Consider the following 25720-nt stretch of genomic DNA (forward strand, 5'->3'; position numbering starts at 1 on the left):
TTACTCCTGAATACGGGCTTCAATAATACCGCCACCGAGACAGACTTCATCGATATAAAATACGGCGGATTGACCTGGAGTGACAGCCGCGACTGGGTAGTCAAATGCAACTTCAATGCGATCATCACTTAATGGGGTTATCGTACAAGGGATATCCGCTTGACGATAACGTGTTTTTACTACACAACGTAGTGGTTCAGTCATTGTTTTACGGTCAACCCAATGTAATTGCTGAGCAATTAACCCAACAGACATTAACCTAGGGTGTTCATGGCCTTGAGCAACGATAAGAATATTATTTTCAACGTCTTTATCGACAACATACCAAGGTTCTTCAGAGCCCTCTTTTGTACCACCGATACCTAAACCTTTACGCTGACCTAAGGTGTGGTACATCAAACCTTCATGTTGACCAATTGTTTCGCCATCGACAGTGACGATAGGGCCGGGTTGAGCAGGTAAGTAGCGGCCTAAAAAGTCGCGAAACTTACGCTCACCAATGAAACAAATCCCTGTAGAGTCCTTTTTTTTCGCAGTAACTAAGCCAATTTCTTCGGCAATACGGCGTACTTCAGGTTTTTCGAGCTCACCAACTGGAAAAAGGCTTTTAGCGACTTGCTCGTGACTCAGGGTATATAAAAAATAACTTTGGTCTTTGTTGCCATCTAAGCCACGTAATAATTGGCTTTTACCATCGATATCACGGCGACGCACATAATGACCAGTGGCAATGTAATCTGCGCCTAAATCTTCAGCTGCAAATTCTAAGAAAGCTTTAAATTTGATTTCTTTGTTGCAGAGAATATCTGGGTTCGGTGTGCGACCAGCTTTATATTCAGTTAAAAAATGTTCGAAGACATTGTCCCAATATTCAGCAGCGAAATTAATGGTATGAAGTTCAATACCCAGTTTGTCACACACGGCTTGCGCATCGGCAAGGTCAGCCGCAGCTGAGCAATATTCTGTGTCGTCATCTTCTTCCCAATTCTTCATAAACAGACCAGCAACCTGATACCCTTGTTGCTGTAACAAGTAAGCGGATACAGAGGAGTCAACACCACCGGACATACCGACGATGACTTTTTTTTGGCTGTTATCTGACATGGTACTATTATTTGACATGGAAATATCTCACTGCGGAAAAATCAAGCCCCATACTTTAGCATGTTGTTCCCGCATTACACCAGAGTTAGAGGGGAATATTATTGCTTGGTGAAATCTTCACCAAGCAGAAGTTTAGTGCTTAGCGATAATGATCGCCGTAAGCTGTTAAGATGTCGAGAGGATAATGTTTTCCTGTGAGAAAACAGCGTAAACTTTCAGCCACTAATGGTGAACGCAGGCAGTTGCTATCTAAAATTTCTTGGGCGGTCAGCCAGTGGCATTCGCTAATATCACTGTCTTGTGGCTGTGTTTCACAAATGGATTCAAGTTCTACGGCGAACAAAAAGCGGATAAACTGGGTTTTATCTGGGGCAATCCATTGGTGAATTTTAATTAATTGTGTTGGTGTGGCTTTGATTCCAGTTTCTTCTAGTAATTCACGTTCGGCGGCTTGCAAAATCGTCTCACCAGCTTCTAAGTGCCCAGCGGGTTGATTCCAAGTGGGTTTGTCATTTATCCACTCTTCCACGACTAAAAATTTGCCTTGAGCATGCACAACAGTTGCTACAGTCACATTAGGTTTAAACAACAGTTATCTCCTTCCATTCGCCAACTGAAAGATTTCCCAAATTAAATTCACCAATCTGATAGCGAATTAGCCTAAGTGTTGGAAAACATATATTTGCCGTCATACGACGGACTTGCCGATTACGTCCTTCATATAAGGTGATTTTTAACCAACTGGTCGGGATATTTTTACGTTCCCGTATAGGCGGGTTTCTTTGCCATAGCCATTCTGGTTCATCAACTAGTTCGATCCCTGCGGGGAGCGTTGGACCATCATTTAATGTTAACCCTCGCCGAAATTTTAGCAATGCATCTTCGCTGGGAATACCCTCTACTTGAGCATAGTATATTTTCCCTGTTTTTTTCTGTGGTTGCGTTAAACGGGCCTGTAGTTTTCCATCATTAGTTAAAATTAATAGACCTTCACTATCCCTATCAAGGCGTCCTGCTGCGTATACGTCGGTGATTGGAATATATTTTTTTAATGTATCGCGGCCTTGTTCATCAGTAAATTGAGGTAAAACATCAAAGGGTTTGTTAAATAAAATGATTTTAGTTGATGTTTGCGAACTAACCGAAATCCGCTTAGTTCTATGCTTTAACGCAGTAGAGGTTGGCGAGTAACGATTTTTTTTCGGAACTGATTTTTTGTTCGGTCTGTTCATGGTCATTCAATGAGAATTTATTAGTTTTAATTTATGGCGGTTTATCCTATCTAGTGTAGGAGATTTAGCGGTTTGATCCTAGAACGTATTTTTCATGGCGATGTAATATTTAATTAACAACTTTAAAAACATTTAAATCAATAAAAACAATTTTTCATTTAAAAATAAGTACATATGAGTTTATTTGGATGACGATAGTGTGAGCGGAACGTATTTTTAATTTGAGTTAACTTGCTAGTATTATTTGTTGTTAGGAAAATATTTTAACAAAAGTTAAGTCATTCGCTCAAATGCGTCGTTGACAACTTTTCATCGTGGTTTGATTTATTTCTAATAATGGAATGCTTAAATTAATTTATTGATTTAACAGTGTTTATAAATAGTTATTTGATTAACTTACAAGATAAAACAGTACGTTAAATGCGATCGGCATTGAAGCTTAGATGAGTAATCATTGGCGTTCGACGCAGATTGAAGTAGTATTGACACGTCTCTTACAAAAAATTAACAAGCAAAATACGCAAGTGAAAGGAGAGGTTAATGGAAAGCAAAGTAGTAGTTCCGGCAGAAGGCGCTAAAATTACCATTGATGCAAAAGGCAAACTAAACGTTCCGAACAACCCAATTATCCCTTATATCGAAGGTGACGGCATTGGTATCGATGTTACACCAGCAATGTTAAAAGTGGTTGATGCGGCAGTTAAAAAAGCCTACAACGGTGAGCGCAAAATTTCTTGGATGGAAGTTTACACCGGTGAAAAATCTACACAAATTTATGGTAAAGATGTTTGGTTACCAGAAGAAACCCTCGATTTAATCCGTGATTACCGTGTTTCAATTAAAGGTCCTTTAACAACTCCTGTTGGTGGTGGTATTCGTTCCTTGAACGTTGCACTACGTCAACAACTTGACCTGTATATCTGTTTACGTCCTGTTCGCTACTACAAAGGCACGCCAAGCCCAGTTAAACAACCTGAATTGACGGATATGGTTATTTTCCGTGAAAACTCTGAAGATATCTATGCGGGTATTGAGTGGAAAGCGGGTAGTGCAGAAGCAGACAAAGTTATTAAATTCCTGAAAGATGAAATGGGTGTGACTAAAATCCGTTTCCCACAAGACTGTGGTATTGGTATTAAACCTTGTTCAGAAGAAGGCACAAAGCGTTTAGTTCGTGCAGCAATTGAATATGCTATTGATAACGGCCGTGATTCAGTGACTTTAGTTCATAAAGGTAACATTATGAAATTCACTGAAGGTGCATTTAAAGATTGGGGATACCAATTAGCACAAGAGGAATTCGGCGGTGAATTATTAGATGGCGGCCCATGGGTTAAAATTAAAAACCCTAAAACAGGCAAAGATATCATTGTTAAAGATGTTATTGCAGATGCTTTCTTACAACAAATCCTGCTGCGCCCAGCTGAATATGATGTTATCGCGTGTATGAACCTAAATGGTGACTACATTTCTGATGCATTAGCAGCACAAGTCGGTGGTATCGGTATTGCACCAGGTGCGAATATTGGTTCTGAATGCGCATTATTTGAAGCAACGCATGGTACTGCACCTAAATATGCAGGCCAAGACAAAGTTAACCCAGGCTCTATCATCCTTTCTGCTGAGATGATGTTACGCCACATGGGCTGGACTGAAGCGGCTGATCTAATCGTTAAAGGTATGGAAGGCGCAATCGAAGCTAAGACTGTAACCTATGACTTCGAACGTCAATTAGAAGGCGCTAAATTACTGAAATGTAGCGAATTCGGTGACGCAATCATTAAACACATGTAATTTATTACTTAGTGTGATTAATAACGGGAGCCTAAAAACTCCCGTTTTATTTTGCCTAGAAAAATTCTTCTGCAAAACCCCTGCAAAACTCTTCTGCAAAACAGGCTACAAAACAATCGTTATTTTATAGCTAAAACCTGCCAATTTTTTCCTCGGTCATCATGATATTTATCAGCCATCGCTTGGCTCTTATGGCCAAGAAGTTTCTGGATATTGATACCTTGTTCTCGATAGAGTCTTTCCGATAAAGAACGTTGTTCATGAAATGAAGGTGCTGATCTTTCTGGCCATGTTAACCCGCATTTATTCTGTTGAAATTGCACCAGGTAAACCGGCATTACAGATTGAAATGACGGATAAAAAGCCGAGTGCATCGTTTAAAACACCGTCTTATGACAATGTTAAGCCAGAATCGGTTATTCCGAGTGTAACGTCTGAGACATATCAGGGGATTGTTGATTTTGGTGGCGATCATGCGCCAATTTATATTTCAATATCGAAGAATCCAACGACTGCACAAGAAAAACAACTGATTGAGGAAGCTAACCGAGATTGGCGTGCTTTATATCCAGCTGAAGCTGCAGAATTAGATTGGAAGCAAGTAGCGAGTTATCACAAGCAGATGTAGATGCTCAGACACTCAGACAGCAAAAAGAGAACTCGATAAAACTAAAAGCTCTCCGGAAGGCGGTGCTTTAACTGATGTGAGTAAAAATCCTTTACAAATTAAACAGTCAAGTCAGGTAATTTCTAGCGTATTTGGTATTGAATATATTGAAAAAATTGATAATCAAAAAGCATTGTCATATTTACTCAATCGTAATCCTGAAGATTATGTTATTAACATTTTGAGTATTGCTAGCGTATATGGATATGAGACTGATGATGGTAGCGAACCTGAAGTTCTAATTGATGATCCGGAAATTTATGAGTCTATTGTAGAGCGTTTCACATTAGCAAAAGAGCGACTTTTAGACGCTGAAAAAGCAATTAAAGAAGCAGAGAGAAAGCTGGGCATAGCTTTAGAGAAAAAGAAAAAAGCCGAAGCTAAAGAAAAGAAAGCGAAGCGTAAAAAGCCTGGCACTGCTACAGGAAAAGGCAAAAAAGTTAGCGATAAATGGCTTAATGATGCCAGTAAAGAAAATGGTGCTCCTATTCCTGAGCAAGTAGCTAATAAATTACGAGGTAAGAAATTCAACAGTTTTGATGAGTTCAGGAAGGCCATCTGGGATGAGATATCAAAATTTCCAGAATTGATTAAAAACCTTAGTAAGAATAATAAAACTCTTGTTTCTAAAGGATACTCGCCTTTTGCTAGGAAAAAAGATCAAGTTGGTGGTAGAAAGGTACATGAGTTGCACCATGACAACCCAATTAGTGAAGGGGGAGAAGTCTATAACATGGACAATTTAAGAGTTACGACCCCGAAAAGACATATTGATATCCATAGAGGTAAATAAGAATGGAACTAAAAAATAATATTACTGATTATACAGAATCTGAATTTTTAAAGTTATTAACAATTATTTGTAATGCAGATACAGCAAGTGAGGAAGAACAAATTAAGTTTGTGACTCACTTTGAAAAAGTAACAGAGCATCCAAGCGGAAGTGATCTTATTTACTACCCAGAGGATGGAGCCGATGATTCTCCAGTCGGAATTTTAAAAACAGTCAAAGAATGGCGGGCTAAAAATGGCAAGCCTAGTTTCAAAAAAGGCTAAGAACTACTGCTAATGGAATAGCTGAACATAAAGCATCAATGATTTAAGGATGAATCATTGATGCTTATCCTCTTGCCATTTCAGGTTATGGATTTGCTTAACATCAAAAATAAAGCGGCCGTATTTAATGATATTCAACTGATGGAGTCAAAAGCTTTAGAATTGATCCATAAAAAATAGAGCGAAAGCTGAACCACTATGTTCAAGACGCTTATAGACTCTTATAAACGCTTATAAATGTCTATATGATATACAACTGGGGTTGTTAAGTTAGCTTAAACACTTTAATATGATCGCAGCTATCTTAAGCATATTGCTTAATTACCCGTCAAAATGTCATTAATCTAAACTAACAAGGGGGCTATATGAGAACTGAACATACCAGATCTGTACAAACAATTAGCCATGCAACAGAACTTGTTAATACATTTTTTGATGATAATACTGAAAAGTTTTTCTCTGTTCGTCGCCTTAGTATGAGAAAGGATCCGAATAGACAGTTGTTTATTGTTACTATCGAAAATGATAACAAAAGCGATGAATATGAAATTGTTCCTTTTGCTGAGTTATCATATCGCCAAAAAAAGATTAATATAGTCGTTGACCCTAGCACGCAATATCCAGAACTAAATCAAAGCATAACTGATGTGATTGAAAAAATTAAATCTTCAATTCTTGGTTACATGTCAAATTATCAGAAGTTGTCTGTCCATTAATAAGATAGTGAGAATGGAATGGCTCCAAACTTTACCAGTAGTTACTCAAAGGATCTGAATAGAAAGCCAGAATGTGAAAGAGAAGATGAGATAGAGTCTTTCCATTATCTTACTGTTGAGGGCGATTTACTAAAAATTACGGAATACGCTCTTACTGGCAGCGAGTTTCATTATTACTCTAAAATTGTCGCATTAGGTTGTACTACTGAAGGTTTTTATGCAGACCATGCTGAGTTTTTGAGAAGTCACCGATTTTCTGATGAACATATCATTGGTGAGCTGCTTGAGTTAGGAATGCACGCGGAAGAAGATGATACTTTAATTGGGCGTGTTGCTTATAATGACTTCACTTTTTTTGATGGTTCAGCGATAAAGACAGGCAAGCAAATTAGGGGCGTGGCTATTCTTGATGATTATCAGGCTGGTGGCGTAGCTCGTAATGTTTATAAGTGCTTGTTACTGAAGCATGAATATATAGTATGTGATAACTTACAAACTATAGGTGGTGGTTCGTTGTGGGTGTCTGGCATGACCAGTATTGGTGAAGTAAGGATCTATGATACCATCCAAAAAAAATTCATTGATGTGCTATCAAAGGCTGGCTGTGGGTACAACGGTATAATCCCGTGGAGTGCAGAAGGCTTATCTCAAGCGGATATCGCTAAATGGGAGCCTAGGAAGTTATCAATGGACTCATGTCACCATATAGTAAACATTATCAGCAAAGATAGAATTTACAATATTGACTAATGTATTAACAGCTAAACCCACTTCGTTGGGTTTTTTATTGCCTAAGTAGAGGGGCCTCACCCAGAGACCTTATTTCTTCGGGCATGGCCATGCACTAATAAATGAATCCACTACCTGATGACTTGCTTGCTTGTTACGAGCTTCAGGTGAATTCTTTAGGTGTTTGGCCGCAACATCCATAGCTTGGTTCAAAGTAACACTACGTGGTGGGCAGAAAAGAATGCCTGAACCAAGGTCAAATGTTCCTGCAATATAGCCCGAGTACATACCCGATTTAACAACATCGTTAGCATCTAACAGAGTGTCATTCATTAGACGCTCCCTTGCTTGACTATATTCATGCACAGAATTCCCATCCCAAAGGTAATTTTGAGCAAAAAGTGGTATAGGGATTAGTAGGAGAAGTAAAAGTTTTTTCATTAGAAGTCTCAGAGAATAATTAATATTTTAGTGTTTTGGTAGGGCGCAAAATATCATATTTTCTTATACTTTAAAAATGACAAGTCTAGCAGCCTAATTCAGCGGTTTTTATTGCCTGAAGCTTGCATCTATCCTAGAATTTACGTACTTAACTTAAATGTGGTGATGTATGAAAAAGGGATTGGTGGTATTGCTTTTAGGTCTAGCTTCGTTTAGCTCATTTGTCAGCATTGCGAGTGTTGGCGCTAATGAACGGCCTGAAATTACAGAAGATGATGTAGTGCCAGATATGGCGGCAAGTATTAATCGACAGAAAGCACTTCTATGTGGTGCGTTTGAAAAACATGGCAACATACGTACTTGTAAGCGTTTAGTTGATAACATGGTTGCTTTGGCTTATTCCCAAGGCGAAGCTAGCATGGGCTGTAAGTTAAAAGCAGATGACCCGAAGTATAAGGAAATACCAAATATTGAAGAATACTGCGATAAAGCTAAAAGTCTAATTAGCAACCTAAGCCCTAATGATTAACCTGCTTCGGCAGTTTTTTTGTTATGAGCATCGATTAAGGATATATCCAAGACTCGGGTTTATCATAAATACCACATTCATCATCCATTACTTTAGCATGTAGTTTTTTGGCGATTTCTAGCATTTTTATATAGAGGGCAGTATCAGGCCATTTGGTATAAATCCTACCTTCGTACCAGTCAAGCCAAGGTTCTTCGTAGGTGCTATTACCGAACCATAAAGCGTTAAACTCACCGTTAATAGCATTTATTTTTAGCTCTGGGTCTTGTTCAACAAGAGCTAGCCACTCATCGCTACTGATTGGATTGCTTTCACTATCAAACCAGCATTCAGCGCGAGTAATATGAAATTCTACACCCATACAGTCATCCTTATTAAATTAGTGAAAATAAAATATCACTTAAATACATAATCTGAAAGTGTGCTTTGCTTCAATTTGCATCCTCGCTAGGCTAACATTACTGAAACTAATTGATGGGATGGTGAGATGAAAGGATACGTAGTTGCTAGTTTGCTAATGATGACGTGCTTTGGTTCTGTTGCTGAAAATAATAAAGATACCGCTCCATTCGGGTTTAAATGGCAAACATCGGTAGATGAAGTCAAAGAAAGTATTTCTGGCAATTACATCATTGTTAGTGAGGAAGTTAGTTGCCCAATAAGCAAGTTAAAGCTAATTAAGGCTAATGAAGAACACACAGGCAGTTGGGTGTATGAATTAGGGTTCTTTACTCCAAGGTCAGGCGATAATTTCATAGGATTGAACGAGGTTAGCTATAGCAAATCATCAAAAGATAAAAAAGCTATTGATGAGGATTTTAAAAATGTACGGGCTGAGCTCACAAGCCGCTATAAAGAAAAAGCCAACGAGAACAACACGCCAGATGAAATGTCATTCACCTATAATAGTCCTTATGTAACTGGTTTACTTGCATACGAGGATGGCTATGCAGGTTGGCAGGTAACCACGATTGTACTAAACACACCGACTTTAGATAGAAAAGAGTGGGCCGAGGTGTACGATAAAGCAAAATCTGAGTGCTTTAAGCAGTAAGATAAATAGTTAGTGTTAATTTCTGTCTAGCCCGTCCTTGGGCTAATTTCATTGCATTACCCAGCGATCATTGACCCAACTGGCAGGGCTGTCTTCAATATTTACAACCCAATCAGTTGAAGGTAGCAACGAAGTTAATTGTGAAAGTGCGTCAAGCCAATACTCAATTGATTCCATCAGTATACCCCAGCAGTGATACCAGGGATATTATCAATGCAGCAATGCGTGGGTTAAATACTATTTGGCGTGACGGTTACCGGTATTATAAAGCAGGCATCATACTATCTGATTTTACTGATTCAGATATTACTCAGTTTGATATGTTTTCAACACAAAAACCATTTCGTAATAATGATGAGTTAATGAAAACATTAGATGCCATTAATAAGAGCGGGCAGGGTAAAGTGTGGTTTGCTAGTAAGGGCGGCGATAGCGGATACAAAATGAAAAGAGAAATGTTATCGCCTGCTTACACAACAAACTTTGATGAATTGCCAGTGGTTAAAAGCTAAGAAATGGGCTGAGCGTTTTAAATGTATTGCTGAATAAATAAAAGAAAGCAGGGAGAAGAGCTGTGAAACACAAACAATATGGACTTTGCTTTTTGGCCTGACACAACTAGGACACAGAGCCAAATTGAATATAATTTTCTGCTCTGCCTTAACAATAGACATAGCTTGTATCCTTTGTAATCCAGTTTATAGGGAGCAGAACAATACATTTGTTCAATGCAAAGAAGAAGCCCCGGTATTTCCAAAAAATACCGGGAGTCTGTTGTTACCTGGCGATGAGCGCAAACACACCCCAGCCAATGTATTCCCGCGTGTAAGTCACGTGACGTTTCGGCGAGACCGTTAGCTCGGCCCTGACTTCTGCGGCGAAGTCGTCGTCAGGGTTAGCTTCCAACCAGCGGCGCATGGTCAGCCATTTCGCGGCCTCATACCGGTCCCAGCCTTCTTGGTCTGCCAGTACCATTTCCACCACGTCATAGCCGAGGCCGTCGAAAGCGCGGATAAGTTCAGGTAACGTCAGGAAATCAGCTATTGCGTTAACGCCACAGGCCTGAGCTATCTCTTCCGCTGCTGGTAGCTGACGCCAGTAGGGTTCGCCGATAAGCATGAATCCGCCCGGCTTCAAGCTCTGAGCCAGCAGCCCGACGGTCCCAGCAAACCCACCAGCAATCCATGTCGCCCCGATGCAGGCGACAACGTCGAATTTCTCCTCTGCAACATGCCCAGCGGCGTCGTTATGTATGAACTGAACCCGGCTGCTGACGCCGAGTTCTTCCGCGCGGCGTTTAGCCTGTTCGCTGAACAACTGGCTCATGTCGATACCGACACCGGTAATGGCGTGATCCCGGGCCCAGGTACAAAGCATTTCCCCCGAGCCACTGCCGAGGTCAAGAATGCGAGCATCCGGCTTCATGCGTAGTACACGGCCCAGCGTGGCGTACTTCTCTTCGGTGAACGGGTTGTGGATGCGATGTTCGCTTTCACTTATGGTAAAAATACGTGGGATATCCAATGCTGAATTCCTTTTATTGTGTTGAGTATTAAGAGGAAGTTCCTCTAAGTTTTTTGGCTTTTTCAGCCAGCAGAGCAAATAGCTTCCCTTCAAATGTCTCGCTGACTGGCCAGTCGTGGCTTTCAGGAGGAGGAAGCAGGGTAAATCCGACATTATCGAGCAAGCTACGTACTCGTCATCACGCCAGGCCGTCATCTGGCTGCCGAAACGGGTGGTATGACCGTTTGCTTCAGTCATTCCCTGACGTTTAACTTCTTCGAAAGTATGGACTTCAGTGAGTAGCCGATCATCAGGCTCCAGCCGTAGTGCGCAGCGGCTGATGATGGTGCACGCATCCGTCAGTTCTCCAAACGTCATCATGATGAAATCGAGCGTCCTATCAAGGGGATTGATATCCATTATGCTCTCCTTAGCGGTTATCAAGCTGTGCACGAACATTATTCAGCCCGGTGGTGTTGATGCGGTACGGCTGACCGTTGACGGACTTGATAAGTTTTTTGGCTTTGAGTTTGTTGAAAGTGGAGAGGGTGCAGTCGGTGAGCAACAGCCCTTCACGGGTGTAGCATTCAACGGCGGTGATGCGACCAGACGCATCGCGGACGTGCGCGATACGACCACCTTTAGCGAGAACGTGTAAGATACGTTGTTCCTGACGGGATAAATTCATACTGGAAAACCTGTTTAATCATCATGTGCAAAACTCGCAAACACACTGCGGTGTTCGCATTCGATTTCAGCGCATTGATAATCAGTTCGGCCTGAAAAGGTCGATAAACTGATTATCGGATGATTACATTCTCCAGCATCAAAGCCTCGGGTTGAGTTGAAAGGTATTTACAAGGTTAATGTTAACACACAATTTAAATATGGGTATGTACAGTACAATAAAGTGTGATTTACTTCATCAAATTCCTTTTTTAACTTTGGCATGCTCCCCCGTTCATTCACATAGAATGCTGTTAGCAATGTCTGTTCCTCGAACAGAGCAGCACCATGAGTTCTGTTTATGGTTAGTTTAGTGCCAGAAGATGAATCCTAAGTTTTACTCAACTTAATGGCTTAGTTTCAAGTCTAAGAATAAAGAAAATTATGGGAGGAAGGTTAAAAGGCTAGCAGGAGCAAGCCTTCTAACGCGGGAGATATTGTTTAATTTCTCAGATAAACATTTAAAAATACGTTTATATGTATATTAAATATTTTAGATATGATTATTAGATGATCTGCATAAATTGAAGCATTTCCACTTTCATATTCGTTATAATGGCTGTCTGTAATATTTAGACTATCCGCCATTTCATGAGCTGATATTTTTTTATTTACTCTAATGTTTTTAATATATTCACCAAGGTTCTTATTTCTTTGTGTGGTTTTTTTCATTATTATCTTTCTATCTATTATATTGGTGTTAGCGCAGTATTTTATTTAAATTTATTTACAGATAAAGGTATTGATTTCTACGTGGCAATGAATTTGAATATAAACGCAATCCTAAATTAATAATTTCGCCATCACTCTCTAGTTCTTTTAATAAAGAAACAAAGAAGGATTCGACACTAATATTTAATTTTATTAAAAATAGTAAAATTAGGCTGAATGATATAGTATTAATACCATTTTCGTAGCGTGAAACCTGCTGTTGGCTGACATGAAGTAATTTGCTTATGTCTTCTCCGGTTAGGTCATTTTCAATGCGTTTTTGTCGTAAATAATTTCCAATTAAGATGTTTACTTTGCTATTTAAAATAGCACGATCCATATTAACCTCTATAGTGAGTAAGAATTTTCTGAGATAAAAATTAGTCAAATAATAATATTAAGTACAATCGTTTATAACGCTTGATGGAATATTTTTCATCGGTATAAACGATTGATACGAAAAAATCAATCGTTTGATTTTATTTTTGTTTAGGCTTAATTTCATGATAAATAACAATTAATTTGATATTTCTTGTTTTTAAAATATTGCAAGACAAATGAAGCGGCAATTGCAAATACACGCAATAAGAGTATTTGTGGTTTCATTTTTTATGGTATCTTGAATATTAATTCCAATGATTAAATTATGCTTATTGTTTAGTATTTTATTTATTTTGTATTTACATTCGATTTTTCTTATTTAATTTATACATATAATAATATTATTATTTACAACGTTGTATCATTTTTGAAATAAAATATTATCAATTGAAATATTTTGTTACAAAATAACTGGTTTAATAGTGATAAAACAATCTAGAAAATTTTCTTATGTGCTGATTTTATCGTAAATAATAATGTGCTTATATTAAATCTAGCCGCAATTATTTAGAGTATCGGCAGTGATTTTATATACTTGAGGAGATTAATTATGGAGGTTAAATTTTCACTTTATGTTTCAGTATGAAACTATTTCTTGAGGGATACAATGGTGGAATTCATACAGCTATACTGCTTTTTAGTAATATATAACGTATAACTATATGCAGATACTGTGTAACCCGAAGTCACGCTTTTTGAAAAAAAAGGTAGTGAACTAGAAGAAATGCAATAGTGAGGATGGCTGATATGGCTGATATGGCTGATATGGGTGAAGCTCATTAATGAACTGGAGTGATAACATGAACCGAAGTGAATTGGTTGATTATATTCAGCATAATTATGGCGTGGATCCTGAGACCCCTTGGGGGAAGTTCCCTGAGTATATTGTTTTTAGAAGAAGAAATAACGCAAAATGGTTTGCAGTTATTATGCGCATTTCATCAAATAAATTAGATACAAATAAAAATGAAGAGATGGTTAATATCGTCAACCTTAAAGCTGCCCCTGAACTCATTGGCTCATTGCGGTTAAAAGACGATATTTATCCTGCATATCATATGAATAAAGAGCATTGGATTACGATAAAGCTACCAGGGAGCCTTACCGATAGTGAACTCAAAGAGTTAATCGAAGATAGTTATAAGTTAACAGCATAACAGTTTATTATCTTGCTAGATTACCCCATCCTTAGGAAAAGTTTCTATACTAGCTAGTTAAGCTTTTTAGCAATGATAAATAATCGAGGAAATGGCATTAAAACATAGCCATTATCTTGTTTTGGGTAAGTTTTTGTTAATAATTCATGATAACGTGCGAGAAATTGCTCTTTTTGCTTTTCATTTAAGTTTTCAAGGTAAGGCCTTAACCCTGTTGCTCTTAACCAATCAATGATTGAACCAATAGATGGCATGACATGGTAATAAGTTGTTTGCCATATATCAACAGAGCAGGTAGTAGCTGAAAGCAAATCATAATATTCAGTTATTGATAAAAGTGCTGTTCTATATACCGCAGAAATGGATTGCTCATTGGCTACTTTGCGCATTAAAGCATGCGTGGGTTCATTCCAATTATTTGGCATCTGAATGGCTAAAATACCGCCACTTTGTAGTTGGTTAACTAGGTGAGGAAATAATACCTTGTGATCAGGTAACCATTGTAAGGATGCATTGGCAAATATAAGGTCCTGCTTGGTTTCAGGAACCCAGGTTGCGATGTTCGCTTCTGTAAACTGGCAATCAGGAAGATTCTTTCTCGCTTCAACTAACATAGCGGGAGAATTATCAACTCCCATTATTCTTGCTAATGGATACATTTCACGAAGTATCTGAGTTGAATTACCGGGCCCACAACCTAAATCAGTTAAATTACATGCGTTAGAGACATGAATATGACTGAGTAAGTCGTATGATGGACGAGTTCTTTCCCGCTTAAATTGTAGGTACAAGTCTGGGTTCCAATCTTGCATGTGTGAGCCTCATTGTATTATTAGATAATTAAATCATAACCTATGGCTGAGCATATTGTATTTCTGGCTAAATATGAATTATTTGCGTACCCATCAGAACAGCTTGACCACCAACTTCTACCTGAATAATATTTTTTGTTTGCGAGTTAATTGTTACTTGAATTAATGACGGGCATCCCATTGCACGACCTTGTTCAAACAAAAAATGAGTTTCATTTGGTAAAACATAATTGACCAAATAGCAGCCAAGGGCTCCGCTAGCACTGCCTGTTGCTGATTCTTCATTTATTCCGTAGAGCGGTGCGAAATTTCGACAATGTGCTGTGGTCGAAGAGTTATGGTTTAGCTCAAATACATGAAAACCGATAGCTTTGAATTCACGACTTAGCCTTGCTATTGCCTCATAATTAGGCTGTAGCAAATCTAAATGACCAGTTTTAACTGGAATAATAATGTCGGGTAACCCTGTTGAAACTATCATGATAGGTAAGCCTGTTTCAGCAATAACTTCGTTAGTTATGCCAAGGGCTGTTGCTACTTCATTGATACTGAGCCCATTGCGTAAGGTTGGTAGTGTTTGCTCCATAACGATGTTATTTGGGCTAACAGACACGCTCAGAATACCTGCTTTGGTTTTTTGAGTGTAAAGCCCATCAGTAAGTTGCTTAAGTGAAGCTAAAGTAGAAAACACAGCTAATGTGGCATGACCACAAAAATCAACTTCACCTTCAGCAGTATAGAAATCTACTATAAAATCAGTTTCTTCGCCGTTATAGACAAATGCAGTTTCTGAAAAACCGACCTGCCGCGCAATAGCAATTTTTTGTGAAGTGCTGAGTTTTGGCGGGTTGAGGACAACACCTGCTGGGTTACCACCAGAATTATTTTGTGTGAAAGAATTGACAAGGTATACCAGGATAGCTTGCTCAACTGAATCGGTATTTTTATTTTGCATGGGGATCTTATTGATTGGTTAAAATTTAACAAGAAGTATAGACAATATATTAGCATTAACTCATTGTATAATAGAATAAATATAAAAAATCTATTGAGATAACATGATAGCGATGCAGAACTCAATATTATAAAGAGTTAAGTTGAAGTTGATTGAATATTTGATATAAGTTGGGTGATTTATTTTGATGCAGGTGAAAATAATTGAAATATATGCTGCATAAAATTATGCGGAAGAAATATACAAAACCCTTCAATATCCAGATGAATAGTAAAAAATTTTATTTATATGGTAATAAAACTTATTATTACCTAAGCTAGGTAATAAGTCTCAACCATTAGAGCAATGTTCAAAGCTATGTTTAAGTTGTTTAATAGCATATTTTTCTATGTCTCTTAAACTCATATTCATGGTATCCAACCCTTTGATATCCATTTTAAGTGTATGAGTGGAGTTGTCGTCACCGATCAAAGTTATATGCAAGCCTGTAACTTTTGTATTTTCTTCTAATATATTTACTTGAGTTAGATTAAATCGCATAAAAGTACCTTTTATGTAAATTATAATTATTAATTAATTTACTCTAATTGCATGTTTATTTCCTTTACAAATAGTTAAAAATTGTAACTGTCATTGTTCTTAAAATTATCATAATAAATATATAAATTTCTCACGATTTATTACTTAAGTTTAAGTTATGGAGACGTCATCACCTATAGTATCCATGATAGATACCTATTCCGTTGAATAATCGTCCGATTTATTCAATAAGATCTAGTGGGTAGCAAAATGAGGAAAATATCACAGGTTATTGAAGGGCGTTGTTTCTAAGGTATGCCATCATTTAGCAAAAAAAGCCCCTGCAAGCAGGGGTATCTAATGGAAATGTATATTTATAGTTATTGTTATAAGGTGCCTGTTGTTTAGATAGGCTATCAGATAATACCAGTGATTAAGGATTAATCCAAATCAGAGTAAGCATAAAATTAAAATAAATGTTTTACAGGGGGGCTTGCGTTTGAAATTACTAAGCAACTCATTGTTTTTTAATATTAATTTCTTTTTTTAGAACCTAATTCCAAGTGAGTGTAACTACATGATATCTAATGCTTATGATTAACTTATTGAGAATAATACATAAATCAAACTAAAGTTAGCGAGATGAATGTAAGGTTTTGACTGAATACAAAAACATAATAAGAGTAAAAACGAGTATTATTTTATAGATTATCTCACGGATAAATGGGAAATTATTGAAGTATAGTAAAGGAATATAATTAAAAAGATAATTAAATCGGTTTTGACTTGAAATATAAAATATTACTCCCATAACAGTTATAAATAATCTTTTTAATGTAAGGGATAAAAGATGACTAATGCACAGTGGGTAATACAAGCATTAAATGCGGTATTGGGTGAGAATATTGGTTCATTGCCTGTGGCTAAACAGTATTTTTCGGATAAATATATTCAAGTTGTTGATGGAAAACAAATTGATTTTAATGAATTTATTACACATTTGCAGGTATTGAAAGAAGTCACTGAGTCGATTGTTATTACTATTAAATCTATCGCAGAGGGGGATGGATGTGTTCATACTCAACATCTGGCAAAAGCCACTAAAAAAGATGGTTCAGTAAGTGAATTTGAGGTATTTGCTTGTTTTCAAATAGAAGATGGAAAAATTACCCGTTGCGAAGAATTAACAAGAATGGTTAAAGGTAATAATACTGATGAAGATTTAGGCTCAAGAACCTAAATCTTTATTGCTTGTACAATACTGAATACTACTATTGTAGGTAAAACCCATATTAAAACAAGGTTTTACCTTACTTTTATTCTATCTTATATTAACTTGGGTAAATTAACTGTAATCCAGTACCAACTTCTTGTACTGGTGCATATTTTGCCAAATGTATTTTTGCGTTGAGATCTGTACAGTGGCATGGGTGTATAAATTTTATATCCTGCTGGTTAAAGTAATTACCTGTTTTTTCCAAAATTTCTTTTGATGCTTGCTGTAAATGAAATCCACCTATGACAGTGACAATATTATTTATGCCAGTTACATGCTTTGCATATTCAGTAATATTACAAATTCCAGAATGAGAGCAACCCGTTATTACAATTAGGCCTTCAGACGTTTTAATTGCAAGTGCTGAGTCATCAAACACATAGTCATCAATGATATTATGATTGAAGTCGAGTGTAGTACCAATTGGCTCTTTTCCCTCAAAACTATTGAGTCTAGGAATTTGGCCTAAAAAAATTATCTTTTCAGAAAGATAGTATGGTTTTGTCGCTTCTATACAATGAAAATAAGAAGCTAAAATGTCTTTAGATGTATTTGTCCCGATGACTTTAGATTGAAATTTTTTGGGAATTAGCGCATCCGGATGGTATATCAGGTGTTTAGTTTCAGGTGCTTCAATGTTACGGCGGTCAAAGTGTTGAATTAGGTGACCTAAGCCCCATGTATGATCATTGTGGCCGTGAGAAAGCACCAGGTCAGTAATATCGGCAAGATCAATATGTAAAATATTCGCATTATCAATAAATATATCTGAATAACCTGTATCGAATAATATTTTTTTATCATCAGCTTCGATATAGTAGCAAACACCGGGTTCACCACAAAAATAACTATCAATCAGGGTATTATTATCTACAAGAACAGTAATTTTTATTGTCATCATGAGCTCATGTTTAATAGAAGTAATCGTAATCTGTTGTATCAGATAAACAGTAACAAATTACTAAATGGCGATAAAATATAATTATAAAAAATGAGGAAATGAGAGGAATACGAGAAAATTATAAAAAAGGTCGGAGGAGACTATCGAGAGTCAACCTCCTAAATAAATTGCGATATAAGCTTATACATTGCTAGGCAAATTTTTTTACTTCTTTACTTCTTGTTGAATTTCATCACCTGTTTCATGGGGATTGGTTGGCTCTGTATGAAAAATAGACATAATATCTTCTAATAGATCTGATTGAGCTTCTAAAGCTTTTAAGGATGATTGCAACTCACGAGTCATAGCTGCATTCGCTTGAGTGGTGTTATCTAATTCATTGATTGCTAGATGTATTTGACTCACCCCATGGGTTTGTTCATTTGAGGCAAGCGCAACACTTTGGATCATTTCATTGATATTAGATGTGTCTTGTGCAATTGAAACGATATTGTCATTTGCATCCGCTGCTAATTGGAAACAGTGGTTAATCTTATCATTTGAATTATTAATCAATAGCTTGATTTCTTTGGATGCTTGAGTACAACTAATTGATAATTCGCGCACTTCATTTGCAACGACCGCAAACCCTTTGCCATGTTCACCCACTCTGGCAGCTTCTACAGCGGCATTCAATGCTAATAAATTAGTTTGAAAAGCAATATTATCAATGGTTGAGGTGATTTTACTGATTTCTTTTGAAAAATCGACGATATCATCCATGTTTTCTACAACATCAGAAATAAGTTCATTGCTTTTTTCAATGGTTACACTTGTCTCTGACATCAATTGGCACGATTGGTTGGTGTGAGCTGTATTTAATTTAAAAGATGAATCAAGTTCTTCGACACTGGCTGCGGTTTCGACAATTGCCGCGGCTTGTTGATCTGCTCGAATAGAAAGGTCGTGATTCATCTGGGTGATATCTCCAAGCTCAACTTTTATATGATGAGTGTTGTCATAGATATTTTTAACGATATCAATCAGCTTACTTTGCATATTAGATACATGCTGTTTAAGTAATTTAATTTCATATAAACCTTTGTTATCAAAGGTATGATATAGAACGCCATGGCTAACTTTCTCAATACCATCAATAACTTGGTTTAGTGGGCGAATAAAGAAAAGCTGTAGAATAAATCGAATAAATAGAGTCACGAGGATAACGATTGAGATAGTAACGATTAAGCCAATCAAACTTTGCTTATACAATTGCTCACTTGCAAGAGCAATATCATGATAATTACTATTTAACTGTTGATGATAATTAACGTAGTTTTTCTCAAATGTATCTTGAAACCCTTGAGTCGGTTGGTTTAAAAAGTCATATGTTTTTCCTTGAACTAAAAATACAGAAAGTTCATTCAATGCAGCATATAACGCTTTATATGATTTTTCTAGTTCAGCAAATTCATCACCGTTTTTATAAATTGAGGTGGATGTGAATGCATCCCAATAATTTCCTGTTTCTGTTATTTTTTTATGATAAAACTCGATGAGGCTATCTATGTCAGTGTTTGATGTTTTCATCTTGTTGATAACCAATAAATGACGAGAGCTAGCGCGATTCAATGTGTTACGTGCTTGTAATAAAGATTGCCACGTATTGTTCAGTTGTGTTTGTTCATTATAAATAGTGTCGAGTTTGGATAATGTCTCTTGATATTGCTTTAAAGAACTAAAGAAAAACCAACAGGTTGAAAGAAGAAGGACGATGAGCAGGCCTGAAATAAACCAGACTAGAGTTGTCGTTTTAAAACCAGAAAAAGAGAATTTGGCTGAACTAAAATTAATTTTTTTTAAATTACCAGACATCATTGATTATTTCCTTTCATACCATCGAGTAGTATGTTTGCACGCATACTAAGTACGACTTCTAAACATAACGTGATTAACCATGAGCAAATCGAAGTTGTCCAATAGCTAAAAAGTTATATGTAGTCACGCGGAAGCATCAGGCGTAGGGACTAAATGAATGTATCGGCACTAACTCTGGATACTTTATATCCAACAATTTGACTTAGCTCATAAAATTGAAAGTAATTAAGGGGTTTTACTGATCGAGAGAGAATGGGAGGAAATAATTGTTGTACATTGCTACTTAGAATACAGTTAATTTACGAATTATTTGTGATAATAATAGTCAACCTTTAAAACTTTGGCTTTGAGTGCGGTATGCTTTCTTTATTCTTTAAATGCCTTTTAGGCGCTTTAGCTGTATTGATTATTGCACTGTTTTCGCGTAGTAAAATTTACTATATTGCAGGTTTAGTTCCATTATTTCCTACATTTGCATTAATTGCACATGTTATCGTTGTACAAGAACAAGGCACAGAAGCACTAAGAAAAACGGCATTGTTTGGGTTGTGGTCACTCATCCCTTATGCAATGTATTTATTAACGGTATATTTGCTAGCAACGAAAATGACGGCTTGGGGAAGTTTAAGTATTGCAACTGTTATTTGGATAATAACAGCAGCAATATTGGTTTATATATGGCAACTCACTCAATAAATAACATAGGGAGAAATAATTAACTGTAAATAATGATAAAACTAAACTATCACGATAAGCTGATAGCTTAAGCCTTATGGGTTATAGTCGCAAAAATCTAAGTATTAACTATAATGATAAGCAGTGTTTTCCATTGAGTTGTACAGTTAAAATGTTATTAAGAACCTTGGTATTATTATTAGTTGCTGGTTGCGCGTATATTGCAGGAATTATGACTGAAATTAAACTTGATCCTGAGTTAGATACTGAAGGTCGAGTGAAAAGTTCTGTCGAAGATTTTCTTGCTTACCCCTCAGCTGCAAATTATAAAAATGTTCAATACTATGTATTGACCAAAAGTGAAGAGGGGGATGAAACTGGCTATTATTGTGGCGAAGTCTTTGGTTTTGAAAATGAATTACCCCATGGCTATAAAAGGTTTATCGTTAGACTCCATAAAAATAGAGCTGGCAAGGTAATGATATCCATTCCTTTTGTAGAAAAAACAGATGATATTATTCCCGCAGAGCAATTTGAATCTGTGTGGGACAGGTATTGTAAAAGAAGCTAATTTAATATAGCTCGTTGAGTGACAAACAAAACGAGCACCAATAATATTAATTTGTTTTAACTGCCATCGTTGCTAGGAATGTGGGCAGATAATTATCAACGACAAATCGTGGATTAGGTTGCCAGTCTTCTTTAAAGCCAGTGATATAAAAGCCTACCTTTATTTGCCCCCCAATAAGATCTGTTAATGAGTGACCGAACACAAAAGCTTCTCGCCTTGCTTGCTTTTGCGCTATTTGCTCTATTGATAGGGTAGATAGCTCGGAGTACGGCATAGTATGACTTGGTTTTATTATGCCTTGCTCATCATATCGCTTATCACGTTCTCCAATGAAAACAACAGGATTAAAAAAACTGGATAACAGTCGTCCATTTGGTTTTAAAACACGGTAGCATTCTTGCCAGACCGGGTTAACATCTGGAATATACAGGTTAGAAATAGGGTGAAATATTATATCAAATGATTCATCCGCAAACATGTGTAATGAGCGCATATCACCTTGAACAATCTCTAATGTTAAATTATCCCTTTCTGCCACCATTTTGTCTTGCTCAAGCTGTTTTTGAGAAAAGTCAAAAACAGTCACATTCGCCCCTGCGGCAGCGAGTACTGGAGCTTGTTGTCCTCCAGCAGAGGCTAAGCAGAGAATTTTTTTATCTTTTACATCACCTAACCAAGCGTCATCAACAGGAGTTGGAGTTAGATGAACCTGCCACTTTCCTTTTTTAGCTTCATTGATAGTTTTGGAATCAACGGGGGTTGACCAAGCAAGTTGCGATTCTGCTTGTTTATCCCATGCTTTTTGGTTGGCACTCATGAAATCTGTCATAAAAAGACCCTCTGCATACAATAATTTGTCACAGTGTAGCAAAAAATGAGCAAATTGAAATAAAAATGTACCAGCTAGTACATAATTAATTTCCTACCATTAAATGATATGGGGTGCCATTAAATTCAAAATTAGTGACATTACTCATTCCTATCTTCTTATGTGCAAAAAGGGACCTAAGATTATCTGCATTGATAAATGCAATAGGCTTTCCTTGGTTATACGAACAAACGTTATCAAAAAGGCTCTTTAGAATATTTTTTCCTCTATAATTTCTATCAATACAAACAGGGCCATAGAACCAATTATTCTGTATAATTTCCGTATGCTGTTTAATGATCAAATGTGCTATAGCGGGTAGGGATGAAGAATGAGGATCAAAGCTAAATACGACTGCGATAATTTTATTTCCATCTCTGGCTATAACAGTAGTTAGACTCCCTGAAAACATAGCGTTGACTTTAGCTTGAGGATATTCACCGAGTAACCCACCTTGTTGGGATTCAGAATTAGATTGCAATAATTGAGCCACAGCAGGACAATCTGATTGTGTCATTAATTCATATTTAATATTCATTATTCCCTCGTAATGATTGCTAAATACGTTTAAATTTATGATATGAAGAGTAGCGGGATTTGTGGGAGCACATTGTAATGTGTTACTTCTAACCCCATAATATCGGTTATTTATTCTTTGTCTATTGAATCAGTATGTTAACTAAATTTTATCCAGTATTTTTACTTGTTATTTCAAATGTATTTATGATGTTTGCTTGGTATGGACATTTAAAATTTACAACAAAGCCACTGTATGTTGTTATTTTCTTTAGCTGGTTAATTGCATTGGTTGAATACTGTTTTGCGGTGCCAGCTAATCGGTTAGGGCATCAGTACTACAGTGCAGCTGAATTAAAAACAATGCAAGAGGTGATAACACTCTGTGTTTTTGTTCTTTTTTCGGTGTTGTATTTAGGTGAAAGTTTTACCATTAATCATTTAATAGGTTTTATTCTCATTTTTGCGGGGGCCTTTTTTATATTTAAGGGGCCATTTTAACAAAAAGAGCAGTTTGAGCTGCTCTTTTTGGATTTGACTTAGTTTATACCCATCCTTTTTCATGGAATTGTTTCAGTATTACAACAAATTGCTGCATTTCCTCGGGGGTTCCTAGCGTTAATCTATTCCAGCCAACCGCTGGTGGAAATTCACGACCTACCATGACATGAGCATCAGCCATACGTTGTTGATAGGTTTTTACGTCCCCTTTAACTTTATGGAAAATAAAATTAGCCTGTGATGGAGCATATTCCAGCCCGATTTCGTTTAATGCTTTTTCTACGATTTTTCTCGATATATCGTTGGATTTTAGGCTGTATTGAATAAATGATTTATCCTTTAGTGATGCAATCGCAGCAACCGCACCTGCTGTATTAGTATTATCAATAGATAAAAACGTATCTACAGCAGCAATAATTTCGGGAGTTGCGACCCCATAGCCGACTCTTAAGCCTGCTAAGGCAAAAATTTTAGAGAAGGTACGTGTGACAATCAGGTTGTTTTGACCTTTTTTGACTAATTCAATAGCACTTGTAAAGTTCGGGTCTTCAACAAACTCAGCGTAAGCTTCATCAACGATAAAAAATGTGTTGTCAGAGTCTTTACTCAGCCACTTATCAAGCTGGCTATAAGGCGTGATCATTGCCGTCGGATTATTTGGGTTACAAATATAGACCATTGATAAACCATCAAAGTCATTAGCGGCTTGTTCCATTTTTGCTAAGTCAAATGATAAATCGGTTTTTAAAGGAATTTTCGTTATCGTCACCCCTAATGGTAGGGAGTATAGCTCTGCATAATTGAATGTTGGGTCAGGTGTGACGAGCTGAATATTGATACCCCGTTTCTTCGCTTTATTTGCCAACATCGCGACAGTGGCTTGAATGGTTTCAGATGAACCATTGCCTATACTAATGTTCTCATCGGATAAACTGTAGAGCTCACCAATATTCTTCTGTAATTCAGCACGAGCATCATCAGGGTAGCGGAATGCATTAGGTAATGCCTTAATGATAGCTTCTTTAGCCTTTTCGGACATCCCTAATGAGTTTTCATTGAAATTCAATAGTAATGGGTGTTTTTCACTCGGTAAGACAATGTTACTATTTTGTGCAACCGCATGATTAAACAATGAATTAAGCGCAAGCCCACCAGCCACTAATGAGCTGGATTTAAGAAATGAACGACGATCCATAGTTATTCCCTGAAATTATTATTTTTGAATGTATTAGATTACTCATAATTATCTCAAAGTAAATAATTATATAGATAAAATGACTTTTTATTCACTTTATTGTTTGGGTTAACTATTTCAAATCATTGCATAGGAAATTCAACCTTATCTATTTAATTGATATTAAAAGATAAAATTTTTTAACTCGGGAGTGACTAGAATAATAAGTAATTGTGCTATGAATTAAATTCGTTATATAATAATTTATATGATGATTATTTGGCTATATAATAGGAACAATAATGAAGCTATACATGTTTTATGTGGGTGGTAACGCAGGTAAATCTAATATTGAAGTGCATGATGTTCAGTTTGTGGCAGCAGAGCAACCTACAGATGCTTGGCCGACATTAAGAGAAAATTGGTTTGGTGATAAAGACAAGATCCATATTGATGGCTATGCAGTGATTAATTGGGCAGATGGGTTTGAAATAGAATTACGAAAAGAACCCTCAACAAGTGAATATCGCCTTTATTTTGTTAATGTAGGTGGATATATTCCAAGCAACCTTGCGGAATTACACGAGTTTGATTTATTCGTTGCTAAAACTGCACATGAGGCTAAACAAAAAGCACTTCAGGCGCTATTAACAAATAGTCAGCAACAACATAAAGATAATTTGAAAGATGTGGATGATTGCTTATTACTACAACAAGTTGGTGATTTTTATATACATCTAACTGAAAATAAAAATGGAAATCACTTTATTCCTCAGTGGCAAGGTTACCAGCCAATCGGAATATAAAATAATACCAAGGGTAGTGTTATTCTACCCTTGGTAAAAATTACTGACCTTGTACAGGGGTATTAGGCGTAATTTCTACAACTGCAACTTTAACCATATATTGTTTACCATTTTCTCCTTTAGGAGCATCTGCAGCAATTTTTTTCAGTGTTTCATCTGGCTGAGCTGTTTGAATTGATGTTGAATACTGCATCATACCACGGTGACGATTTGCATAATTAGAGTGACGATAATTATCACAAGGTCTATCATTATATTGGTGTTGGTTTTGGTACCCACCACGGTGCCATGAACCATTCCCATCCCCTGGGTAAGCAAATGTTGAAAAACTGATAGCGATTAAACTTGCACTAAGAATTAATGGCTTTAATATATTCATGTGATATCTCCTTTAGAATATTTATTAATTATCATTCTGCCATTCTAATTATGTAATTCAATTACATTTACTTATCTAAATGAATAAACCATAATTCAATCACTTTATAT

The 25720-nt window shown here is 36.7% G+C and carries 32 protein-coding genes and 2 pseudogenes; 15 read left to right on the forward strand and 19 right to left on the reverse strand.

From position 1 onward, the window contains the following. The 3 genes from mnmA to rluE form a co-directional block, all read right to left on the reverse strand. On the reverse strand, positions 1–1104 hold the full coding sequence (gene mnmA / locus PZ638_RS09150; RefSeq protein WP_140172584.1) for a tRNA 2-thiouridine(34) synthase MnmA: 1104 nt from the start codon (positions 1102–1104) through the stop codon (positions 1–3). A gap of 139 nt (positions 1105–1243) precedes the next feature. Beyond that, positions 1244–1693: an NUDIX hydrolase gene (locus tag PZ638_RS09155; RefSeq protein WP_094960446.1), complete on the reverse strand. Its 450-nt coding sequence runs from the start codon at positions 1691–1693 to the stop codon at positions 1244–1246. Further along, positions 1686–2336 (reverse strand): 23S rRNA pseudouridine(2457) synthase RluE, encoded by a 651-nt coding sequence (gene rluE, locus PZ638_RS09160; protein WP_241098240.1) that lies wholly within the window; start codon positions 2334–2336, stop codon positions 1686–1688. Before rluE ends, PZ638_RS09155 begins: the two co-directional genes overlap by 8 nt. Positions 2337–2876: 540 nt before the next feature. On the opposite strand from rluE, the gene icd reads away from it, so the two are divergent. Continuing rightward, positions 2877–4130, forward strand: coding sequence for an NADP-dependent isocitrate dehydrogenase (gene icd, locus PZ638_RS09165; RefSeq protein ID WP_004253371.1), 1254 nt, complete (start codon positions 2877–2879; stop codon positions 4128–4130). A gap of 119 nt (positions 4131–4249) precedes the next feature. On the opposite strand, the pseudogene PZ638_RS09170 reads toward icd, so the two are convergent. Next, positions 4250–4441: pseudogene (locus PZ638_RS09170) on the reverse strand (integrase); the annotation flags it as partial. 38 nt (positions 4442–4479) lie between these two features. Between PZ638_RS09170 and PZ638_RS09175 the strand changes: the two are divergent. From PZ638_RS09175 to PZ638_RS09195, 5 genes are all read left to right on the forward strand, one after another. Continuing rightward, complete coding sequence (locus PZ638_RS09175) at positions 4480–4758, forward strand: colicin-like bacteriocin tRNase domain-containing protein (protein ID WP_231135987.1); 279 nt, start codon at positions 4480–4482, stop codon at positions 4756–4758. A 76-nt stretch (positions 4759–4834) separates the two neighbouring features. Beyond that, positions 4835–5590 carry an HNH endonuclease signature motif containing protein gene (locus PZ638_RS09180; RefSeq protein ID WP_180312629.1) on the forward strand — a complete coding sequence of 252 codons (756 nt, stop codon included), beginning with the start codon at positions 4835–4837 and terminating at the stop codon, positions 5588–5590. 2 nt (positions 5591–5592) lie between these two features. Then, positions 5593–5853: a bacteriocin immunity protein gene (locus tag PZ638_RS09185; RefSeq protein ID WP_094960452.1), complete on the forward strand. Its 261-nt coding sequence runs from the start codon at positions 5593–5595 to the stop codon at positions 5851–5853. Between the two features lie 365 nt (positions 5854–6218). Next, entirely contained in the window at positions 6219–6569 is a 351-nt protein-coding gene (locus PZ638_RS09190; protein WP_004253374.1) for a hypothetical protein, read from the forward strand. Between the two features lie 18 nt (positions 6570–6587). Continuing rightward, entirely contained in the window at positions 6588–7319 is a 732-nt protein-coding gene (locus tag PZ638_RS09195; protein ID WP_094960453.1) for a hypothetical protein, read from the forward strand. A 69-nt stretch (positions 7320–7388) separates the two neighbouring features. On the opposite strand, the gene PZ638_RS09200 is transcribed toward PZ638_RS09195, so the two are convergent. Beyond that, positions 7389–7631, reverse strand: a complete 243-nt coding sequence (locus PZ638_RS09200; protein ID WP_036957627.1) for a Rap1a/Tai family immunity protein — start codon at positions 7629–7631, stop codon at positions 7389–7391. Between the two features lie 277 nt (positions 7632–7908). Between PZ638_RS09200 and PZ638_RS09205 the strand changes: the two genes are divergently transcribed. Beyond that, a complete protein-coding gene (locus tag PZ638_RS09205; protein ID WP_004253383.1) occupies positions 7909–8268 on the forward strand; it encodes a hypothetical protein in 360 nt (119 codons plus the stop codon). Between the two features lie 34 nt (positions 8269–8302). Here the strand turns inward: PZ638_RS09205 and PZ638_RS09210 are convergent, their stop codons facing one another. Then, positions 8303–8629, reverse strand: coding sequence for a hypothetical protein (locus tag PZ638_RS09210; RefSeq protein ID WP_094960455.1), 327 nt, complete (start codon positions 8627–8629; stop codon positions 8303–8305). 126 nt (positions 8630–8755) lie between these two features. Between PZ638_RS09210 and PZ638_RS09215 the strand changes: the two genes are divergently transcribed. After that, positions 8756–9322 (forward strand): hypothetical protein, encoded by a 567-nt coding sequence (locus PZ638_RS09215; RefSeq protein WP_094960456.1) that lies wholly within the window; start codon positions 8756–8758, stop codon positions 9320–9322. A 140-nt stretch (positions 9323–9462) separates the two neighbouring features. After that, positions 9463–9834: a DUF4113 domain-containing protein gene (locus tag PZ638_RS09220; RefSeq protein ID WP_226616959.1), complete on the forward strand. Its 372-nt coding sequence runs from the start codon at positions 9463–9465 to the stop codon at positions 9832–9834. Positions 9835–10099: 265 nt separating this feature from the next. Here the strand turns inward: PZ638_RS09220 and PZ638_RS09225 are convergent. The 4 genes and pseudogenes from PZ638_RS09225 to PZ638_RS09240 form a co-directional block, all read right to left on the reverse strand. After that, positions 10100–11215, reverse strand: a pseudogene (locus tag PZ638_RS09225) (SAM-dependent methyltransferase); the annotation flags it as partial. Positions 11216–11255: 40 nt separating this feature from the next. Then, positions 11256–11513, reverse strand: a complete 258-nt coding sequence (locus PZ638_RS09230) for a YjhX family toxin (RefSeq protein WP_094960457.1) — start codon at positions 11511–11513, stop codon at positions 11256–11258. Between the two features lie 479 nt (positions 11514–11992). Then, positions 11993–12223, reverse strand: coding sequence for a helix-turn-helix domain-containing protein (locus tag PZ638_RS09235; RefSeq protein WP_094960458.1), 231 nt, complete (start codon positions 12221–12223; stop codon positions 11993–11995). A 55-nt stretch (positions 12224–12278) separates the two neighbouring features. Then, positions 12279–12602 carry a helix-turn-helix domain-containing protein gene (locus tag PZ638_RS09240; protein ID WP_004253408.1) on the reverse strand — a complete coding sequence of 108 codons (324 nt, stop codon included), beginning with the start codon at positions 12600–12602 and terminating at the stop codon, positions 12279–12281. A gap of 841 nt (positions 12603–13443) precedes the next feature. Here PZ638_RS09240 and PZ638_RS09245 point away from each other — a divergent pair. Next, positions 13444–13800, forward strand: coding sequence for an MmcQ/YjbR family DNA-binding protein (locus PZ638_RS09245; protein WP_164455553.1), 357 nt, complete (start codon positions 13444–13446; stop codon positions 13798–13800). Positions 13801–13853: 53 nt separating this feature from the next. On the opposite strand, the gene tam is transcribed toward PZ638_RS09245, so the two are convergent. From tam to PZ638_RS09260, 3 genes are all read right to left on the reverse strand, one after another. Further along, positions 13854–14612 (reverse strand): trans-aconitate 2-methyltransferase, encoded by a 759-nt coding sequence (gene tam, locus PZ638_RS09250; protein ID WP_094960460.1) that lies wholly within the window; start codon positions 14610–14612, stop codon positions 13854–13856. 67 nt (positions 14613–14679) lie between these two features. Next, positions 14680–15567 carry a PhzF family phenazine biosynthesis protein gene (locus tag PZ638_RS09255; protein ID WP_206277980.1) on the reverse strand — a complete coding sequence of 296 codons (888 nt, stop codon included), beginning with the start codon at positions 15565–15567 and terminating at the stop codon, positions 14680–14682. 330 nt (positions 15568–15897) lie between these two features. Beyond that, positions 15898–16107 (reverse strand): hypothetical protein, encoded by a 210-nt coding sequence (locus tag PZ638_RS09260; protein WP_094960461.1) that lies wholly within the window; start codon positions 16105–16107, stop codon positions 15898–15900. Positions 16108–16936: 829 nt separating this feature from the next. Between PZ638_RS09260 and PZ638_RS09265 the strand changes: the two genes are divergently transcribed. Further along, positions 16937–17326 (forward strand): nuclear transport factor 2 family protein, encoded by a 390-nt coding sequence (locus tag PZ638_RS09265; protein ID WP_004253422.1) that lies wholly within the window; start codon positions 16937–16939, stop codon positions 17324–17326. Between the two features lie 91 nt (positions 17327–17417). Here PZ638_RS09265 and PZ638_RS09270 read toward each other — a convergent pair whose 3' ends face one another. After that, positions 17418–18260: an MBL fold metallo-hydrolase gene (locus tag PZ638_RS09270; protein ID WP_094960462.1), complete on the reverse strand. Its 843-nt coding sequence runs from the start codon at positions 18258–18260 to the stop codon at positions 17418–17420. Positions 18261–18467: 207 nt separating this feature from the next. After that, on the reverse strand, positions 18468–20120 hold the full coding sequence (locus PZ638_RS09275; RefSeq protein WP_206277901.1) for a methyl-accepting chemotaxis protein: 1653 nt from the start codon (positions 20118–20120) through the stop codon (positions 18468–18470). A 357-nt stretch (positions 20121–20477) separates the two neighbouring features. Between PZ638_RS09275 and PZ638_RS09280 the strand changes: the two genes are divergently transcribed. Both PZ638_RS09280 and PZ638_RS09285 read left to right on the forward strand, forming a co-directional pair. Next, a complete protein-coding gene (locus PZ638_RS09280) occupies positions 20478–20816 on the forward strand; it encodes a GlpM family protein (RefSeq protein ID WP_004253427.1) in 339 nt (112 codons plus the stop codon). Positions 20817–21027: 211 nt separating this feature from the next. After that, on the forward strand, positions 21028–21366 hold the full coding sequence (locus PZ638_RS09285) for a hypothetical protein (protein WP_226616956.1): 339 nt from the start codon (positions 21028–21030) through the stop codon (positions 21364–21366). A 46-nt stretch (positions 21367–21412) separates the two neighbouring features. Here PZ638_RS09285 and PZ638_RS09290 read toward each other — a convergent pair whose 3' ends face one another. Both PZ638_RS09290 and PZ638_RS09295 read right to left on the reverse strand, forming a co-directional pair. Then, on the reverse strand, positions 21413–22195 hold the full coding sequence (locus PZ638_RS09290) for a class I SAM-dependent methyltransferase (protein ID WP_094960464.1): 783 nt from the start codon (positions 22193–22195) through the stop codon (positions 21413–21415). Between the two features lie 85 nt (positions 22196–22280). Then, the gene (locus PZ638_RS09295) at positions 22281–22772 is read right to left on the reverse strand and encodes an N-acetyltransferase (RefSeq protein ID WP_094960465.1); all 492 of its coding nucleotides are present in this window, start codon (positions 22770–22772) and stop codon (positions 22281–22283) included. Positions 22773–22906: 134 nt separating this feature from the next. On the opposite strand from PZ638_RS09295, the gene PZ638_RS09300 reads away from it, so the two are divergent. Continuing rightward, positions 22907–23251, forward strand: a complete 345-nt coding sequence (locus tag PZ638_RS09300) for a DMT family protein (RefSeq protein ID WP_094960466.1) — start codon at positions 22907–22909, stop codon at positions 23249–23251. 43 nt (positions 23252–23294) lie between these two features. On the opposite strand, the gene PZ638_RS09305 is transcribed toward PZ638_RS09300, so the two are convergent. Then, entirely contained in the window at positions 23295–24446 is a 1152-nt protein-coding gene (locus PZ638_RS09305; RefSeq protein ID WP_094960467.1) for a pyridoxal phosphate-dependent aminotransferase, read from the reverse strand. A gap of 281 nt (positions 24447–24727) precedes the next feature. On the opposite strand from PZ638_RS09305, the gene PZ638_RS09310 reads away from it, so the two are divergent. Then, complete coding sequence (locus PZ638_RS09310; protein WP_004253444.1) at positions 24728–25231, forward strand: DUF1543 domain-containing protein; 504 nt, start codon at positions 24728–24730, stop codon at positions 25229–25231. Positions 25232–25271: 40 nt separating this feature from the next. Here the strand turns inward: PZ638_RS09310 and PZ638_RS09315 are convergent, their stop codons facing one another. Continuing rightward, complete coding sequence (locus PZ638_RS09315; RefSeq protein WP_004253447.1) at positions 25272–25610, reverse strand: hypothetical protein; 339 nt, start codon at positions 25608–25610, stop codon at positions 25272–25274. Positions 25611–25720: the final 110 nt, after the last annotated feature.

Source organism: Providencia hangzhouensis (assembly GCF_029193595.2).
In the GTDB taxonomy this organism is placed as follows: domain Bacteria; phylum Pseudomonadota; class Gammaproteobacteria; order Enterobacterales; family Enterobacteriaceae; genus Providencia; species Providencia hangzhouensis.